General features: G+C 69.6%; 18 protein-coding genes. 8 read left to right on the top strand and 10 right to left on the bottom strand.

All coding sequences use genetic code 11. The annotated features are described in order from the left end of the window. Entirely contained in the window at positions 1 to 1,014 is a 1,014-nt protein-coding gene (locus tag CQ034_RS12185; protein WP_105711246.1) for an aldo/keto reductase family protein, read from the top strand. A 76-nt stretch (positions 1,015 to 1,090) separates the two neighbouring features. On the opposite strand, the gene CQ034_RS12190 is transcribed toward CQ034_RS12185, so the two are convergent. The 4 genes from CQ034_RS12190 to CQ034_RS12205 form a co-directional block, all read right to left on the bottom strand. After that, complete coding sequence (locus tag CQ034_RS12190; RefSeq protein ID WP_105711301.1) at positions 1,091 to 1,606, bottom strand: glycine cleavage system protein R; 516 nt, start codon at positions 1,604 to 1,606, stop codon at positions 1,091 to 1,093. Positions 1,607 to 1,629: 23 nt separating this feature from the next. Next, the gene (locus CQ034_RS12195; RefSeq protein WP_029263904.1) at positions 1,630 to 2,688 is read right to left on the bottom strand and encodes a PLP-dependent cysteine synthase family protein; all 1,059 of its coding nucleotides are present in this window, start codon (positions 2,686 to 2,688) and stop codon (positions 1,630 to 1,632) included. A gap of 43 nt (positions 2,689 to 2,731) precedes the next feature. Further along, complete coding sequence (locus CQ034_RS12200) at positions 2,732 to 3,088, bottom strand: cytoplasmic protein (protein ID WP_105711302.1); 357 nt, start codon at positions 3,086 to 3,088, stop codon at positions 2,732 to 2,734. 76 nt (positions 3,089 to 3,164) lie between these two features. Next, positions 3,165 to 3,842, bottom strand: a complete 678-nt coding sequence (locus CQ034_RS12205; RefSeq protein WP_105711247.1) for a FadR/GntR family transcriptional regulator — start codon at positions 3,840 to 3,842, stop codon at positions 3,165 to 3,167. A 46-nt stretch (positions 3,843 to 3,888) separates the two neighbouring features. On the opposite strand from CQ034_RS12205, the gene CQ034_RS12210 reads away from it, so the two are divergent. Beyond that, positions 3,889 to 4,863: an amidohydrolase gene (locus CQ034_RS12210; RefSeq protein WP_105711248.1), complete on the top strand. Its 975-nt coding sequence runs from the start codon at positions 3,889 to 3,891 to the stop codon at positions 4,861 to 4,863. Positions 4,864 to 4,876: 13 nt separating this feature from the next. Here the strand turns inward: CQ034_RS12210 and CQ034_RS12215 are convergent, their stop codons facing one another. After that, the gene (locus CQ034_RS12215; protein WP_258134192.1) at positions 4,877 to 5,641 is read right to left on the bottom strand and encodes an SDR family NAD(P)-dependent oxidoreductase; all 765 of its coding nucleotides are present in this window, start codon (positions 5,639 to 5,641) and stop codon (positions 4,877 to 4,879) included. Then, a complete protein-coding gene (locus CQ034_RS12220; protein WP_105711250.1) occupies positions 5,623 to 6,483 on the bottom strand; it encodes a fumarylacetoacetate hydrolase family protein in 861 nt (286 codons plus the stop codon). The genes CQ034_RS12215 and CQ034_RS12220 overlap by 19 nt, the downstream gene beginning before the upstream one ends. A gap of 124 nt (positions 6,484 to 6,607) precedes the next feature. On the opposite strand from CQ034_RS12220, the gene CQ034_RS12225 reads away from it, so the two are divergent. After that, complete coding sequence (locus CQ034_RS12225) at positions 6,608 to 7,903, top strand: L-fuconate dehydratase (protein ID WP_105711251.1); 1,296 nt, start codon at positions 6,608 to 6,610, stop codon at positions 7,901 to 7,903. 9 nt (positions 7,904 to 7,912) lie between these two features. On the opposite strand, the gene CQ034_RS12230 is transcribed toward CQ034_RS12225, so the two are convergent. After that, positions 7,913 to 8,449, bottom strand: a complete 537-nt coding sequence (locus tag CQ034_RS12230) for a CGNR zinc finger domain-containing protein (protein ID WP_105711252.1) — start codon at positions 8,447 to 8,449, stop codon at positions 7,913 to 7,915. A 39-nt stretch (positions 8,450 to 8,488) separates the two neighbouring features. Between CQ034_RS12230 and CQ034_RS12235 the strand changes: the two genes are divergently transcribed. The 5 genes from CQ034_RS12235 to CQ034_RS12255 are packed head-to-tail and all read left to right on the top strand — an operon-like array spanning position 8,489 to position 13,767. After that, positions 8,489 to 9,496 carry a DMT family transporter gene (locus CQ034_RS12235; RefSeq protein ID WP_105711253.1) on the top strand — a complete coding sequence of 336 codons (1,008 nt, stop codon included), beginning with the start codon at positions 8,489 to 8,491 and terminating at the stop codon, positions 9,494 to 9,496. 37 nt (positions 9,497 to 9,533) lie between these two features. Then, positions 9,534 to 10,199 carry a GntR family transcriptional regulator gene (locus tag CQ034_RS12240; protein ID WP_105711254.1) on the top strand — a complete coding sequence of 222 codons (666 nt, stop codon included), beginning with the start codon at positions 9,534 to 9,536 and terminating at the stop codon, positions 10,197 to 10,199. A gap of 3 nt (positions 10,200 to 10,202) precedes the next feature. Beyond that, complete coding sequence (locus CQ034_RS12245) at positions 10,203 to 11,729, top strand: MmgE/PrpD family protein (protein WP_105711255.1); 1,527 nt, start codon at positions 10,203 to 10,205, stop codon at positions 11,727 to 11,729. Next, positions 11,729 to 12,631, top strand: coding sequence for a methylisocitrate lyase (gene prpB, locus CQ034_RS12250; RefSeq protein ID WP_105711256.1), 903 nt, complete (start codon positions 11,729 to 11,731; stop codon positions 12,629 to 12,631). Before CQ034_RS12245 ends, prpB begins: the two co-directional genes overlap by 1 nt. Before the next feature lie 2 nt (positions 12,632 to 12,633). Further along, complete coding sequence (locus CQ034_RS12255; RefSeq protein ID WP_105711257.1) at positions 12,634 to 13,767, top strand: bifunctional 2-methylcitrate synthase/citrate synthase; 1,134 nt, start codon at positions 12,634 to 12,636, stop codon at positions 13,765 to 13,767. Positions 13,768 to 13,832: 65 nt separating this feature from the next. On the opposite strand, the gene CQ034_RS12260 is transcribed toward CQ034_RS12255, so the two are convergent. The 3 genes from CQ034_RS12260 to CQ034_RS12270 all read right to left on the bottom strand — a co-directional run bounded on the left by CQ034_RS12260 (position 13,833) and on the right by CQ034_RS12270 (position 15,224). Continuing rightward, positions 13,833 to 14,084, bottom strand: coding sequence for a hypothetical protein (locus tag CQ034_RS12260; RefSeq protein ID WP_105711258.1), 252 nt, complete (start codon positions 14,082 to 14,084; stop codon positions 13,833 to 13,835). A gap of 208 nt (positions 14,085 to 14,292) precedes the next feature. After that, positions 14,293 to 14,796, bottom strand: coding sequence for a ClbS/DfsB family four-helix bundle protein (locus CQ034_RS12265; RefSeq protein ID WP_105711259.1), 504 nt, complete (start codon positions 14,794 to 14,796; stop codon positions 14,293 to 14,295). Further along, the gene (locus CQ034_RS12270) at positions 14,796 to 15,224 is read right to left on the bottom strand and encodes a hypothetical protein (protein WP_197021081.1); all 429 of its coding nucleotides are present in this window, start codon (positions 15,222 to 15,224) and stop codon (positions 14,796 to 14,798) included. The genes CQ034_RS12265 and CQ034_RS12270 overlap by 1 nt, the downstream gene beginning before the upstream one ends. Positions 15,225 to 15,260 lie beyond the last annotated feature (36 nt).

Here is a 15,260-nt window from a genome sequence, read left to right on the forward strand (position 1 = left end):
ATGGTCAACTATCGCTATCTCGGCAACAGCGGTCTCAAGGTCTCGGAGATCACCTACGGCAACTGGGTCACCCACGCCTCGCAGGTCGGTGACGATGCCGCCGTCAAGACCGTGCACGCCGCACTGGATGCCGGAATCACCACGTTCGACACCGCTGACACCTACGCCAACACGGCGGCGGAGGTCGTGCTCGGCAAGGCTCTGGAGGGGCAGCGCCGCGAGGGGCTGGAGATCTTCACGAAGGTCTACTTCCCGACCGGCCCCAAGGGCCCCAACGACACCGGCCTGAGCCGCAAGCACATCTTCGAGTCGATCAACGGCTCGCTGCAGCGCCTCGGCACCGACTACGTCGACCTGTACCAGGCGCACCGCTTCGACTACGAGACCCCGCTCGAGGAGACGTTCCAGGCGTTCGCCGACGTCGTCCGTCAGGGCAAGGCCCTCTACATCGGCGTCTCCGAGTGGACGGCCGAACAGCTGCGTGAGGGACACGCTCTCGCCACGCAGCTCGGCATCCAGCTCATCTCGAACCAGCCGCAGTACTCCATGCTGTGGCGTGTGATCGAGGGCAAGGTCGTGCCGGCCTCCGAAGAGCTCGGGATCTCGCAGATCGTCTGGTCGCCGATGGCGCAGGGCGTGCTCAGCGGCAAGTACCTGCCCGGCCAGCCGGTGCCCGAGGGCTCGCGCGCGACCGACCCGCACAGCGGCGCCGACTTCATCAAGAGCTTCCTGCAGGACGACATCCTCACCGCCGTCCAGCGCCTGAAGCCGATCGCCGAGCAGGCCGGACTGTCGATGCCGCAGCTCGCGATCGCGTGGGTGCTGCAGAACCCGAACGTCGCGGCCGCGCTGGTCGGAGCCTCGCGTCCCGAGCAGCTCGCCGAGACGGTCAAGGCCTCGGGCGTCAAGCTCGACGCCGACACCCTGGCCGCGATCGACGCGGCACTGGGCGACACGGTCAACCGCGACGCCGAGCACACCTACTCGGTGTCGCCGAAGTCCCGCCTGGTCTGACGCCGGACACGAGAAGGCCGCCGTTCCTCGGAACGGCGGCCTTCTCGTTGTCCGGGGGAGGTCGGTGGCTCGGCGGTCAGCCGAGGGTGATGTCGACCTGGATCTCGGCGGCGAGGCGCTCGAGGTCGTCGCGCAGCGCATCCAGGTCGACGGACGCCGGCACCTTCGCGGAGACGGATGCCTCGAACAGGCGGCCACCGGCCATCGCGGCATCCCGGGTCTCGGTGGCGAGCTCCTCGATGCTCAGCGCGTGCGCGCTCAGGACGGCAGAGACCTCGCGCACGATGCCGGGTCGGTCGTTGCCGAGCACCTGGATCTGGAGCAGCCGATCGTCGGCGGCATCCGCATCCGGTGTCCCGGTGAGCACGGCCAGGGTCAGCAGCCCCTGTCCCTGGAGCCCGCGCAGCGCGGAACTCAGCTCCGGTGCCCGGTCTTCGGCGACGGACACCTCGATAACGCCCGCGAACGTGCCGGCGAGCTCCGCCAGCGAGCTGTTCTCCCAGTTGCCGCCGTGCGCGTCCACGACATCGGCGACAGCGGCCACGAGGCCAGGACGGTCTGCACCCGCGACGGTGAGGATCAGAGTTGTCATGCGGCCAGCGTAGCCCGACGCCTTCACTCGCCCCAGACGCCCGATTCCAGGAACCGATCGAGCCGCGCGCGATGTGGGGCGAGGTCCCAGCCCTGCGCCGCGACCCACTCATCGGAGTAGTACGTGCCCGCGTAGCGGACGCCGCTGTCGCAGATCAGGGTGACGACGCTGCCGGTCTCGCCCGCGGCCCGCATCCGGGCGATCAGCTGGAACGCGCCGTACAGGTTCGTGCCGGTTGAGCCGCCGGCCCAGTGCAGGGTGCGCTCGCGAAGCATCCGGATCGCGGCGATCGACCCGGCATCCGGCACCCGGATCATCTCGTCGATCACGGTGGGCACGAACGAGGCCTCGACCTGCGGCCGGCCGATGCCCTCGATGCGGCTCGGGCGTCCGGCGGGCGGGTCGACCGTGCCGGCCCAGCCGTCGTAGAACGCGGAGCCCTCGGGGTCGACCACGGCGACCTTCGTCTCGTGGCGGCGGTACTTCACGTACCGCCCGAACGTCGCACTCGTGCCGCCGGTTCCGGCGCCGGTCACGATCCAGGTGGGGATCGGATGCCGCTCCTGCGCGAGCTGACTGAACACGCTCTCCGCGATGTTGTTGTTGCCTCGCCAGTCGGTCGCGCGCTCGGCGAACGTGAACTGGTCGAGGTAGTGGCCGGTGCAGTCGGACGCGAGGCGCTGCGCCTCGGGCGACATGTCTTCGGCGCGGTCGACGAAGTGGCAGGTGCCACCGTAGAACTCGATGAGGTCGATCTTCTCCTGCACGGTCGAGCGCGGGACGACGGTGATGAACGGCAGCCCCAGCATGCGGGCGAAGTACGCCTCGGAGACGGCGGTCGATCCGCTCGACGACTCCACGAGCGTGGTGTCCTCCCGGATGCGGCCGTTGACCAGTCCGTAGAGGAGGAGCGAGCGCGCCAGACGGTGCTTGAGTGACCCGGTCGGGTGGACGGACTCGTCCTTGAGGTACAGGTCGATGCCCCACTCGGGCGGCAGCGGGAAGAGGTGCAGGTGCGTGTCGGCACTGCGGTTCGCGTCGGCTTCCAGCAGGGCGATCGCGGTGCTGGTCCAGTCGCTCATACCCTCGAGACTATCGGCCGCCTCGTCGATCATCCGGGTGCGCTCACCCCTCGGCGGGATGTTCCGGCCCGAGTGTCGATGCCATCGGTTCGCCCGCCGCATCGCCCTTGAGTTCGACGAGGATGGTGTGCGTCGGCGTCGTCCCGGTGTTCTCGCCGGAGTGACGCTGCGCCGGTATCCAGACCGCCTGCCCGGAGGTGAGGGCCGTGTCGAACGTCCGCTCCCCGGCGCTGAGGCGACGAGAGAAATCGCTGAGGGTGATCATCACACTGTTCGGATGATCGTGCGGCGTCGTCTTGTCGCCGGGGACGTCGGTGTATTCGAGCACGCGGACGTGCTCGTTCTCCCAGAGGGTGCGGTAGTGGTCGGGGTTGGTCAAGGTGGGATCGTCGGTGATCATGCGGTGACGGTACACCCCTCGCGGCGGCGCCGTCAGACCCACTTCCGCGTCCGGGTGCCGGGGCGCCCGGAACCGCTCAGGGCGCCGTCGCGTGGCGCAGCCAGCGCTCGATGCCGGCGATGTGCGCGGTCGTCAGCGAGGTCGCCAGTGCGGGGTCGCGCTGGGCGACCGCGTCGGCGATCGCCCGGTGCTCCGACAGGGTGCGCTCGACGGCCCCCGTCTCGGTGAGTCCGCGCCAGGCGCGGGCGCGCACCGTCTGGCTGCTCAGGTGCTCGATCAGGCTCGCGAGGTACGCATTGCCCGCCATCGCCACGATCTCGCGGTGGAATCGGATGTCGTGGTCGACGAGCTCCTCGATGCTCACGGAGGCATCCACGCCCTCGACCTCGCGCTGCAGCTCGGCGATCTGCTCGTCGGTGCCCAGCGTGGCGGCGAGGCCGGATGCCTGCGACTCCAGCATCCGGCGCACGGCGAAGATCTCGAGCATCGAGTCGTCGTCGTGCATGTCGACGACGAACGAGATCGCCTCCAGCAGCAGGTGGGGCTCGAGACTCGTCACATAGGTGCCGTCGCCGCGCCGCACGTCGAGCACGCGGATGACCTCGAGCGCCTTGACCGCCTCGCGCATCGAGCTGCGGGAGAGACCGAGCCGCTCGGAGAGCTCCTTCTCCGGAGGCAGGCGATCGCCGGGGGTCAGCTCGCCCGACACGATCATCGCCTTGATCTTCGCGATCGCGTCGTCCGTCACAGCCATGGCGTCATCCTAGCGATTGCTCCGATGTCTGCGGCAGGATGAGGGGATGCGAGTTCTCGATGCACATCTGCACCTGTGGGATCCGGAGGCGCTGACCTACACGTGGCTCGAAGGCCCGATGGCGTACCGGTTCGCCGACCTGGAACTCGAGCACGCCCGCCTGGAACGTGCCGAGACCGAGAAGTGCGTGTTCGTGCAGGCCGGGACCGTCGACGACGACTTCCTCGATGAGGTGCTCTGGGTCGCAGGGCTCGCGCCCGCGCTCGGAGTGGTCGGCATCGTCGCCGGCATCCGCCTCGACCGGGGGACCGACACGGTCGCGCACCTCGAAGGTCTCGCGGCCGAGCCGCTCGTCGTCGGCGTGCGGCACAACCTGCAGGGCGAGCCCGACGGACTGGCGGTGTCGGCGGCCTTCGTGACCGGTGCGCGCGAGGTCGCCGCGCGCGGTCTGACCTTCGACGCGTGCGTGCGCGCCGCGCAGCTGCCGGATGTCGCCCGCCTCGCCGGAGCCATCCCAGAGCTGCGGCTCGTACTCGATCATCTGGGGAAGCCCGCCGTGGGCACGGCCGCGGCTCCGCTGGCGCCGACCCCGGAATGGGCCCGCGACCTGACCGAGCTGGCGCGGCATCCGAACACCTTCTGCAAGCTCTCGGGTCTGCCCGGCGAGGCCGGTGGCGACTGGGATGCCGCGCAGCTGATCCCGTTCCTCGATGTGGCGGCCGATGCGTTCGGGATCGAGCGGCTGATGTGGGGGAGCGACTGGCCCGTCTCGGTCATCGGACCGGCCGAGGACGACGACCCGCACGCACCGGAGGACGGCTCGCCGACCTACCAGCCCACGGCCCGCACGCGCTGGGCCGACACGGTGATCGCCTGGGCGGATGCGCGGGGGCATGACCTCGACGCGATCTTCTGGACCACCGCCGAGCAGTTCTATCGCACGGATGCCCGGCCGCAGGCGCCGACCGTGGAGCCTCCGCGTCACGGCATCCGGGGCTGGTTCCGCGGCAGCCGCGGCTGACGCCGGGCGGAACTCACTCCGCGCGAAGCCGCAACCGCGCCATGCCGCCGTCGACCTCGATGGACGTGCCGGTCGTCGAACCGGCCCCGGGGCTCACGAGGTAGGCGACCGCGGCGGCGACCTCATCGGGGTCGACGAGCCGTCCGTGCGGTTGGCGGGCCTCGAGCGCGGCGCGTTCGGCCGCGGGGTCGGTCGCCGAGTCGAGCAGTCGCCCGACCCAGGGGGTGTCGGCCGTGCCGGGGTTGACCGCGTTCACCCGGATACCCTCGCGCAGGTGGTCGGCCGCCATCGCGCGGGTCAGCGCCGAGACGGCCCCCTTCGACGCGCTGTAGAGCGCCCGCTGCGGGAGTCCGGTGGTGGAGGCGATGGATGCCGTGTTGCAGACCGCCGCCGCCGGCGACTTCCGCAGCCAGGGCAGTGCCGACGCCGTCACACGGGCGATGCCGGTGACGTTGATCGAGAGCACGCGCGCCCACTCGTCGTCGTCGTTCGCCGCGACGTCGCCCTGCGCGCCGATCCCGGCGTTGTTCACGACGATGTCGATGCGCCCGAACCTCTCGGCCACGGCCGCGACCGCCACGTCGACGCTTGCGCGATCCGAGACGTCGGCGGTGAAGGCCGTGAACGCGGGGTCGGCCGCGGCGGTGTCGCGGTCGAGGATCGCGATGGTCGCCCCGTCGGCGCGCAGGCGCTGTGCGATCGCCGCACCGATCCCGGATGCTCCGCCGGTGACGATCGCCACCAGTCCGTCGAGTGCGCTCATCTCTGTGCCTCCCATGCCACGAACTCCTGCCGCTGCCGGCCGAGGCCGTCGATCTCGATCTCGACCACGTCGCCGGGTGCGAGGTAGGGGTACTTGCCCGAGAGGGCCACGCCCTGCGGGGTGCCGGTGAGGATCAGGTCGCCCGGCTCGAGCGTCACGTACTGCGACAGGTGGTGCACGATGTGCTCGACCGTGAAGATCATGTCGCTCGTGTTCGAGTCCTGCCGCGGCTCGCCGTTCACGAAGCTGCGCAGTCCGAGCGCGTGGTGGTCGACCTCGTCGGGAGTGACGAGCCACGGGCCGGTGGGGTTGAATCCCGGGGCGATCTTGCCCTTGGACCACTGCCCGCCCGACGCCTCGATCTGGAACGCCCGCTCCGAGACGTCGTTCGCGGCGACGAAGCCGGCCACGTGGGCGAGCGACTCCTCGGGGGAGTCGAGGTAGGCCGCGCGAGCGCCGATCACGATGCCGAGCTCGACCTCCCAGTCGGTCTTCTCGCTGCCGCGGGGGATCGTCACCGCGTCGTCGGGTCCGACCACCGTGTTGGGCGTCTTCAGGAACAGGATGGGGATGGTCGGCGGCTCCGAACCCGACTCGGCCGCGTGGGCGGCGTAGTTCATGCCGATGCAGATCACGGCGCTCGGACGGGCGATCGGTGCGCCGATGCGCATCGCCGCGGCATCCGCGAGTTCCGGAAGCTCCCCGGCATCGCGGGCCGCCGAGACCCTGGCGACGAAGTCGCTCTCGAGGAAGTCGCCGTTCACATCGGATGTCAGAGAGCGGAGGTCGAGGTAGTGGTCACCCTCCACGAGGACGGGGATCTCCGTGCCGGGGGTGCCGAGCCGCGCGAACTTCATGATTCTCCTGATCGGTGGGGAGGCCACGACGCTGCGGCCCATCTCGTTGACAGTATAGACATCGGATGTTTACACTCCAAGGTATCCGCACGGAAGAGATCCGCCGTGCACGGAGAGGACCCCCGTGACCCGTATCGTCGCCCTCGACACCACCGACATCCGCTTCCCGACGTCGTTGAGCCTGGACGGTTCGGACGCGATGAACCCCGACCCCGACTACTCCGCCGCGTACGTGATCGTGCGCACGGACGCCGAGGACGGCATCGAGGGCCACGCGTTCGTCTTCACGATCGGGCGGGGCAACGACGTGCAGGTCGCCGGGATCGACGCGCTCGCGGACCACCTCGTCGGCCGCGAGCTCGAACCCCTGCTCGACGACATGGGCGGCACTTACCGGGCGATCATCGGCGACTCGCAGCTGCGCTGGCTCGGCCCCGAGAAGGGCGTCATGCACATGGCCATCGGCGCCGTCATCAACGCCCTGTGGGACATCAAGGCCAAGCGCGCGGGGCTGCCCCTCTGGCAGCTGCTCGCCCGGATGACCCCGGAAGAACTCGTCGACGTCGTCGACTTCCGCTACCTCACGAACGCCCTCACCCGCGAGGATGCCCTCGACATCCTGCGTGCCGTCGAGCCGGGGCGTGCCGAACGGGAAGAGCAGCTGCTCGCCACCGGGTACCCGGCCTACACGACGAGTCCCGGCTGGCTCGGATACTCCGACGAGAAGCTCGAGCGGCTGGCCCGCGAGGCCATGGCCGACGGCTTCACGCAGATCAAGCTCAAGGTCGGCGCCGACCTGCAGGACGATATCCGTCGCTTCCGCAAGGCGCGTGAGGTGTGTGGACCGGACTTCCCCATCGCGATCGACGCGAACCAGCGCTGGGAGGTGTCGGAGGCGATCGAGTGGGTGAACGCGCTCGCCGAGTTCCACCCCGCGTGGATCGAGGAGCCGACCAGCCCCGACGACGTGCTCGGGCACGCCGAGATCGCGCGCGGCGTGGCACCGATCCGCGTCGCCACCGGCGAGCACGCCCAGAACCGTGTCATCTTCAAGCAGCTGCTGCAGGCGGATGCCATCTCCGTCATGCAGATCGATGCCGTGCGCGTCGGCGGCGTCAACGAGAACATCGCCAACCTGCTGCTCGCCGCCAAGTTCGGCGTGCCGGTGTGCCCGCACGCGGGTGGGGTGGGCCTGTGCGAAGCGGTGCAGCACCTGTCGATGTTCGACTTCGTCGCGGTCACCGGCACCCGCGAGGGCCGCATGATCGAGTTCGTCGACCACCTGCACGAGCACTTCGTCGTGCCGACCGACATCCGGGGTGGCTCCTACAGGGCGCCCACTGCTCCCGGGAACGGCATGGAGATGAAGGCCGACACCATCGCGGCGTACACCTGGCGGGGCGCGTACATCGGCGCCTGAGTCCGCGCGTCAGTCCGCGGCCCGGCGCGCGCGATAGGCGGCGACGGCGTTGCGGTTCGCGCAGGTCGTCGAGCAGTAGCGCTTCGAGCGGTTGCGGGAGAGATCCAGGGCGATCGCCAGGCAGGTGTCATCCGCACACACGGAGAGGCGCGAGCCCTCCTCGGCGCGGATGACGTCGATCAGCGCCATCGCGGTCTCGATCAGCACGCGCTCCGCCAGCGGATGCTCGTCGGCCACGGCATGGAGGTGCCAATCGACCCCGTCGTGGCGGAGCAGTCGCGGGGTGAGGCGGGACTCGGCGAGGGCGGCGTTGACGAGTTCGGCCATCTCGTCGCGCGGCGCCAGCAGCATGGATCGCAGACGCGGGCGCAGGCGGCGCAGGGAGGCGAGCTCGTCTTCATCGCGGTCGAGTCGTCCGGTGTAGGGGAACTCGCGGAGGAAGGCGCGCTCGTCGTCGAGGTCGACCAGCGTGTCCGGATCCTCGGCCGAGTTCACGAGCCAGACGGCGGCGCGGAGGCCCTCTTGGGTGTCATCGGTGAAGATCACGTTGACATCTTACAGCGTGCGCGAGTAGCGTCATCGATCATGGGCAGGGTGAGTGATGACAGCGTGGCGGTCGCGTCCGCACGCGGTGTGCGTCTGGGGCTGCCGCTCGCCATCGCGGCCGCGCTGTCGTTCGGCATGTCCGGCGCGTGGGCGCGCGGGCTCATCGACGCGGGGTGGACGCCGGGGGCCGCGGTCACCGCACGCATCTGGGTGGCGGCCCTCGTGCTGCTCATCCCCACGATCTTGTCGCTGCGCGGGCGGTGGGGTCTCCTTCGCCGCAACGCCGGCATGATCCTCGCCTACGGACTGCTCGCCGTCACCGCGACCCAGCTCTTCTACTTCCAGGCCGTCGCCGTCATGGATGTGGGGCTGGCGCTGCTCATCGAGTACACGGCACCGGTCGCGGTGCTGCTGTGGCTGTGGCTGCGACGGGGCGAGCGGCCGACGCGCCGCAGCACCATCGGGGCGGCCATCGCCATCGTCGGGCTGGTGCTCATGCTCGACATCCTCACGGGGGCCGATGTGAACGTGGCCGGCATCCTGTGGGCGCTCGGAGCCATGGTCGGGGCGGCGACCTACTTCGTGCTCTCGGCCAGAGTCGACACGGGGCTGCCGCCGCTCGCGCTCGCCGGCAGCGGGCTGCTGATCGGTGCACTCGGTCTCACGGCGGCCGGGGCGATCGGCGTCCTGCCGATCGCGTGGACGACCGACGACATCGCCTACCGTTTCGGCAGTGTGCCCTGGTTCGTCCCCGTGCTGGCGATCGGTGTCGTGGCGACGGCCCTCGCGTACCTGCTCGGCATCGCCTCGACACGGATGCTGGGTTCGCGGCTCGCCTCCTTCGTCGCGCTCGCCGAGGTGGTCGCCGCGCTCCTGTTCGGCTGGCTGCTGCTCGGCCAGCTTCCCGATCTGCTGCAGGGGCTCGGCGGAGTGCTCGTTCTCGTGGGGGTCATCGTGGTCAAGCTGGGGGAGCCTGTCGCTCCGGAGTTCGTGGAGCCGGTGCCCACCCCCGGGAATGTATACGGGAAGCCCGTAGAAAAAGACTGAGAGGCCCGTCCCGCTGCTTTATGTATACACTGAGGGCATGCCCCCTGTTGTCGAGCGCTTCTCCGCGAGTGATCGCGCGTACACGGCCCTGCTCGACGACATCCAGTCGGGTGCTCTTCCGGCCGGCTTCGTTCTCGGGGAGGTCGAGCAGGCCGAGCGTCTCGGTGTGAGTCGCACTCCGATGCGGGAGGCGCTGCGCCGACTGGCCGGCGACGGTCTCGTCGTCCAGCAGTCGCCGCGCGTCACCGTGGTCGCCGACCTGGATGCCGATGACATCCGCTCGCTGTTCGAGATCCGCCGCGCGCTGGAGGAGAGCTCCGCCCGGCTCGCCGCCGTGCGGGGGGACGCCGGTCTGTTCGCCGAGCTCGCCGCGGAGTTCGCGCACGTCGACCTCACCGCTCCCGCAGGCCGTGACGCCTACTACGCGCTGATCGCCCGGTTCGACGGTGCTCTCGATGCGGCCGTCGCGAACGACTACATCGCCTCGGCCCTGCGCACCGTGCGCACGCACCTCGTGCGCGTGCGCCGGATGGCCCGCGACAAGCCCGCCCGACTCGCGGCATCCGCCGCCGAGCACCGCACGATCGCCGAGGCGCTCGCCGCCCGCGACGGCGACCTCGCCGCCCATGCCACCCACGTGCACCTGCACAACGCCCTCACCGGCATCCTCGACTCTCTCGACTCCAGCAACAGCGAAGGATAAGAAATGACCGTCACCCATCACGTCCGTGTGCACCGCAGCGACGAGAACCTCGCGCGCGAAGACCAGCTCGCCTGGAAGATCGCCGAGGTCGCCGCCGACCGGGTCGAGGTCGAGCAGGACGTCGTCGACATGATCATCAACCGCATCATCGACAACGCCTCGGTGGCTGCGGCATCCCTCACCCGCGCGCCGATCAACGCCGCCCGCGCGCAGGCGTTCAGCCACCCCGTCTCCACCGGCGGCGTCGGAGCGAACCTGTTCGGTGCGGCGCTCGACCACCGCACCAGCCCCGAGTGGGCGGCCTGGGCGAACGGCGTGGCCGTGCGCGAACTCGACTACCACGACACGTTCCTCGCGGCGGAGTACTCGCACCCCGGCGACAACATTCCGCCGATCCTCGCGGTCGCCCAGCACACCGGCAAGGACGGTCGGGCGCTCGTGCGCGGCATCGCGACCGGCTACGAGATCCAGATGGACCTCGTGCGTGCGATCTGCCTGCACAAGCACAAGATCGACCACGTCGCCCACCTCGGCCCGTCGGCGGCCGCCGGCATCGGCACCCTGCTCGGGCTCGACGTCGAGACGATCTACCAGGCTGTGGGCCAGGGTCTGCACACGACGACCGCCACTCGGCAGAGCCGCAAGGGCGAGATCTCCACCTGGAAGGCGCACGCCCCGGCCTTCGCGGGCAAGATGGCCGTCGAGGCGGTCGACCGGGCCATGCGCGGGCAGACCAGCCCCGCGCCGATCTACGAGGGTGAAGACGGTGTGATCGCGTGGATGCTCGACGGCAAGGACGCGTCCTACGACGTGCCGCTGCCCGCCGCCGGCGAGCCCAAGCGCGCGATCCTCGACTCGTACACGAAGGAGCACTCGGCCGAGTATCAGGCGCAGGCGCTCATCGACCTCGCCCGCAAGCTCGGGATCGAGAACCCGGCGCTGCGTGACCCCGCGAACATCGACTCGATCGTCATCCACACCAGCCACCACACGCACAACGTGATCGGCTCCGGCGCGAACGACCCGCAGAAGTACGACCCGACCGCATCGCGCGAGACGCTCGACCACTCGGTGCCGTACATCTTCGCGGTGGCACTGCAGGACGGCGGCTGGCACCACGTCGACTCCTACGCCCCCGAGCGTGCGGGCCGCGCCGACACGGTCGCGCTGTGGCACAAGATCACCACGGCGGAAGACGCCGAGTGGACCCGCCGCTACCACTCCGAGGACCCGGCTGAGAAGGCCTTCGGCGGTCGCGTCGAGATCCGCCTGACCGACGGCTCGACCGTGGTCGACGAGATCGCCGTGGCCGACGCGCATCCGCTGGGCGCCCGTCCGTTCGCGCGCGAGAACTACATCGCGAAGTTCCGTCTGCTGGCCGAGCCCGTGCTCGAGTCCGCCGAGATCGAGCGCTTCCTCGCCCTCGTGCAGCGTCTGCCCGAGCTCACGGCCGCCGAGGTCGGCGAGCTGTCGATCGTCGCGAAGCCCGGCTTGCTCGAGGCAGCGCCGGCGCCTGCGGGACTCTTCTGATGCTGTACTCCAGCGTCACGCCCGCCGAGAAGCGGCGGCTGTTCCGGGAGCGGCTGGCGAGCGGCGAACTGCTGCGCTTCCCCGGAGCCTTCAACCCGCTGAGCGCCCGGCTGATCGAGCAGAAGGGCTTCGACGGGGTCTACATCTCCGGCGCCGTGCTCTCCGCCGACCTGGGGCTGCCCGACATCGGCCTCACGACGCTGACCGAGGTCGCCGGACGGGCGAAGCAGATCGCCCGCATGACCGACCTCCCCGCGATCGTCGACGCCGACACCGGCTTCGGCGAGCCGATGAACGTCGCCCGCACGATCCAGGAGCTCGAAGACGCGGGCCTCGCCGGCACGCACATCGAAGACCAGATCAATCCGAAGCGGTGCGGCCACCTCGACGGCAAGGCCGTCGTCGACGAGAACACCGCGATCAAGCGCATCCGGGCTGCCGCCGACGCCCGCCGCGACGAGAACTTCCTCATCATGGCGCGCACCGACATCCGCGCGATCGAGGGGCTGGATGCCGCGATCGATCGGGCCCAGGCGCTGGTGGATGCCGGTGCCGACGCGATCTTCCCCGAGGCGATGCGCACGCTCGCCGAGTTCGAGGCGATGGCCGAGGCGCTCGACGTGCCGATCCTCGCGAACATGACCGAGTTCGGCAAGAGCGAGCTGTTCTCCACGGACCAGCTGCGTGATGCCGGCGTCAACCTGGTCATCTGGCCGGTGTCGCTGCTGCGCATCTCGATGGGGGCCGCCGGCCGTGCTCTCGATACGCTGAACGACGAGGGGCACCTGACCTCGAAGCTCGGCGAGATGCAGCACCGCGCCGATCTCTACGATCTGATCGACTACGAGTCGTACAACCATTTCGACTCCGGCGTCTTCAACTTCACCATCACGAAGGAGTGACCATGACCGAGCCGGACATCAAGAAGGGCCTCGCGGGGGTCGTCGTCGACACGACCGCGATCTCGAAGGTCAACCCCGAGACGAACAGCCTGCTGTACCGCGGATATCCCGTGCAGGAGCTGGCCGACACGCAGCCGTTCGAGGCCGTCGCCTACCTCCTGTGGAACGGCGAGCTGCCGACGCCCGAAGAGCTCGCCGCGTTCCGTCTCGAAGAGCGGACGCACCGCGCGCTCGCCGACAACGTCAAGGCCGCGATCGACCTCGTGCCGCTCGACGCCCACCCGATGGACGAGGTCCGCACCGCGGTCAGCCTGATCGGCGCCTCCGACCCCGGTGCGGGCGGTTCGGTGCTCGACGCCGGTGGCAGCCCGGAGCAGAACCTTGAGCGCAGCATCCGCCTGTTCGCGGCACTGCCCGCGATCGTCGCCTACGGTCAGCGTCGCCGTCGCGGGCAGGAGATCATCGCCCCGCGTGACGACCTCGACTACTCCGCGAACTTCCTCTGGATGACGTTCGGCGAGGAGGCGGACGGCGTGGTGGTCGACGCGTTCAACCGCTCGATGATCCTGTACGCCGAGCACTCCTTCAACGCCTCGACGTTCACCGCGCGCGTCATCACCTCGACCCTGAGCGACATCTACTCGGCGGTGGTCGGCGCGATCGGCGCCCTCAAGGGACCGCTGCACGGTGGGGCCAACGAGGCCGTGCTGCACATCTTCGACGACATCGGCACGGCCGAGAACGTCGTGCCCTGGCTCGACAAGGCGCTCTCCGAGAAGCGCAAGATCATGGGCTTCGGGCACCGCGTGTACAAGAAGGGCGACTCCCGGGTGCCGACCATGAAGGCGGCGCTCGACACGCTCGTGGAGCACTACGACCGCCCCGAGGTCGCCGCCCTCTACGATGCTCTCGAGTCGGAGTTCGTCGCGCGCAAGGGCATCTACCCGAACCTCGACTACCCGTCGGGTCCGGCGTACAACCTGATCGGCTTCGACACCCTGACCTTCACGCCGCTCTTCGTGGCGGCGCGGGTGACGGGGTGGACCGCGCACGTGATCGAGCAGGCCGGATCGAACGCGCTGATCCGTCCGCTGTCCTTCTACGACGGCCCCGACGAGCGGCACATCGAGAGCTGACCTCTGGACAAGAGAGAACGCACCCCCGGATGCTCCGGGGGTGCGTTCTCTCGTCTCGTCGACCGTCAGTAACGGATGGTCGTCGTGTACCAGGTGCCGCGGTCGAAGCTCTTGACGCACGGAGAATAGCTGGTGACCCGGTAGCCGGCCTTCGCGATGGCCACCATCTGCGCCCCCGTCGCGGAGATGCAGGCCGTGCGGTTCTGCGAGGAGTATCCCCACATGTTCGCCGCATACGCCGGAGCAGCCCCTAGCGTGGCCCCCGCCACGATCGCGAGCCCTGCGGCGAACGATGCCAGCTTGGTCGATTTCTTCATGATTCCACCCTCCAACCGGTCAGCGCGCGGTGCGCTTCAGCAAGGAGCATAGCCAGCGCCGTAGCGCGCTCGCGCCCTTCGTGCTCGAGAACTTCTACGACACCCCGCCGGCCTCGGCATCGCAGTACTTCATCGTGTTCGCGGTCGGAAACCTGGCCGGCGTGGTCATCGAGGGGGGCTCGCCGGGGAAGGGGACCTGAGCCCGCGCTCAGAGCGTCCGGAGCCAGCGGCGGATGCGGCCGCGGGCGTTCCGGTAGGGCGATGAGGTGTTGAGCGAGATCATGCGCCCCATCGTCCAGGTGCGATACCACGGTGCGCCGTATAGCTCCGCGTCCGATCGGGCCAGGACGAGCGCTTCGATCCGCTGCTCCGCGTCGTCGAGGCGTGCCCGCAGATCCGCCCAGGACGCGTCCTCGTGGTCGCGGTAGAAGCGCTGAGCCAAGGCGCCGAGGTCATTCCAGCCGAAACCGGCCGCCGGCATCTCGTCGGGGAGCCCGGCGGCGCGACGGTCGTGCCAGGTGAGCACCTGCTCGTTCCAGCCGATCAAGTACGCGAGAAGATCCGCCGGGCTCATCATCGTGCTCTTGACGTGACCGGACAGCACGGGTTCTCGGGCGGACTCCGTCGGCACCCGATCGAGGTCGGCGCGCAGGCGGGCATACTCCGTCCGGATCGCGGTGAGCAGCTCGTCCTTCGACGCGGGTACCGCCATCAGTGGTCCCTGATGTCGCGCGCGAACAACGGTCGAGGCCGAGCGCCCAGTGCCAGCACGGCGAGCACGGTCTGGACGAGGCCGGTCGCGAAGAAGATGCCGTGCAGCGGCGACCACTCGAGGAGCACCGCGATCTCCACGAAGATCCAGATCATCATGGTGAGGCCGGCGGCGGCGTGCAGCCCCCACGCGAGAGCGAATCGTCCGAACTGCGCGACGAGAGCCAGCGCCTGCATTCCGCCGACGACGATACCCAGGATGATCCCCGGCCAGACGTAGGAGTGGAAGACGCTGCCCTCGAGCCACTCCGGCGGCAGCCCCATTCCTCCGCCGACCGTCAGCCCGACCATTCCGATCAGTGCGGACACGAGGTTGATCGCCGCGACTGCGGCGAGAGCGACGCGGAGGGCGCGGGGGGTCGATCGCATGCGCTCACCGTACCGGCAGGCCTCGCCGTGTGCGGG

This window comes from Microbacterium sp. MYb45 (genome assembly GCF_002979655.1).
Taxonomy (GTDB): Bacteria; Actinomycetota; Actinomycetes; order Actinomycetales; family Microbacteriaceae; genus Microbacterium.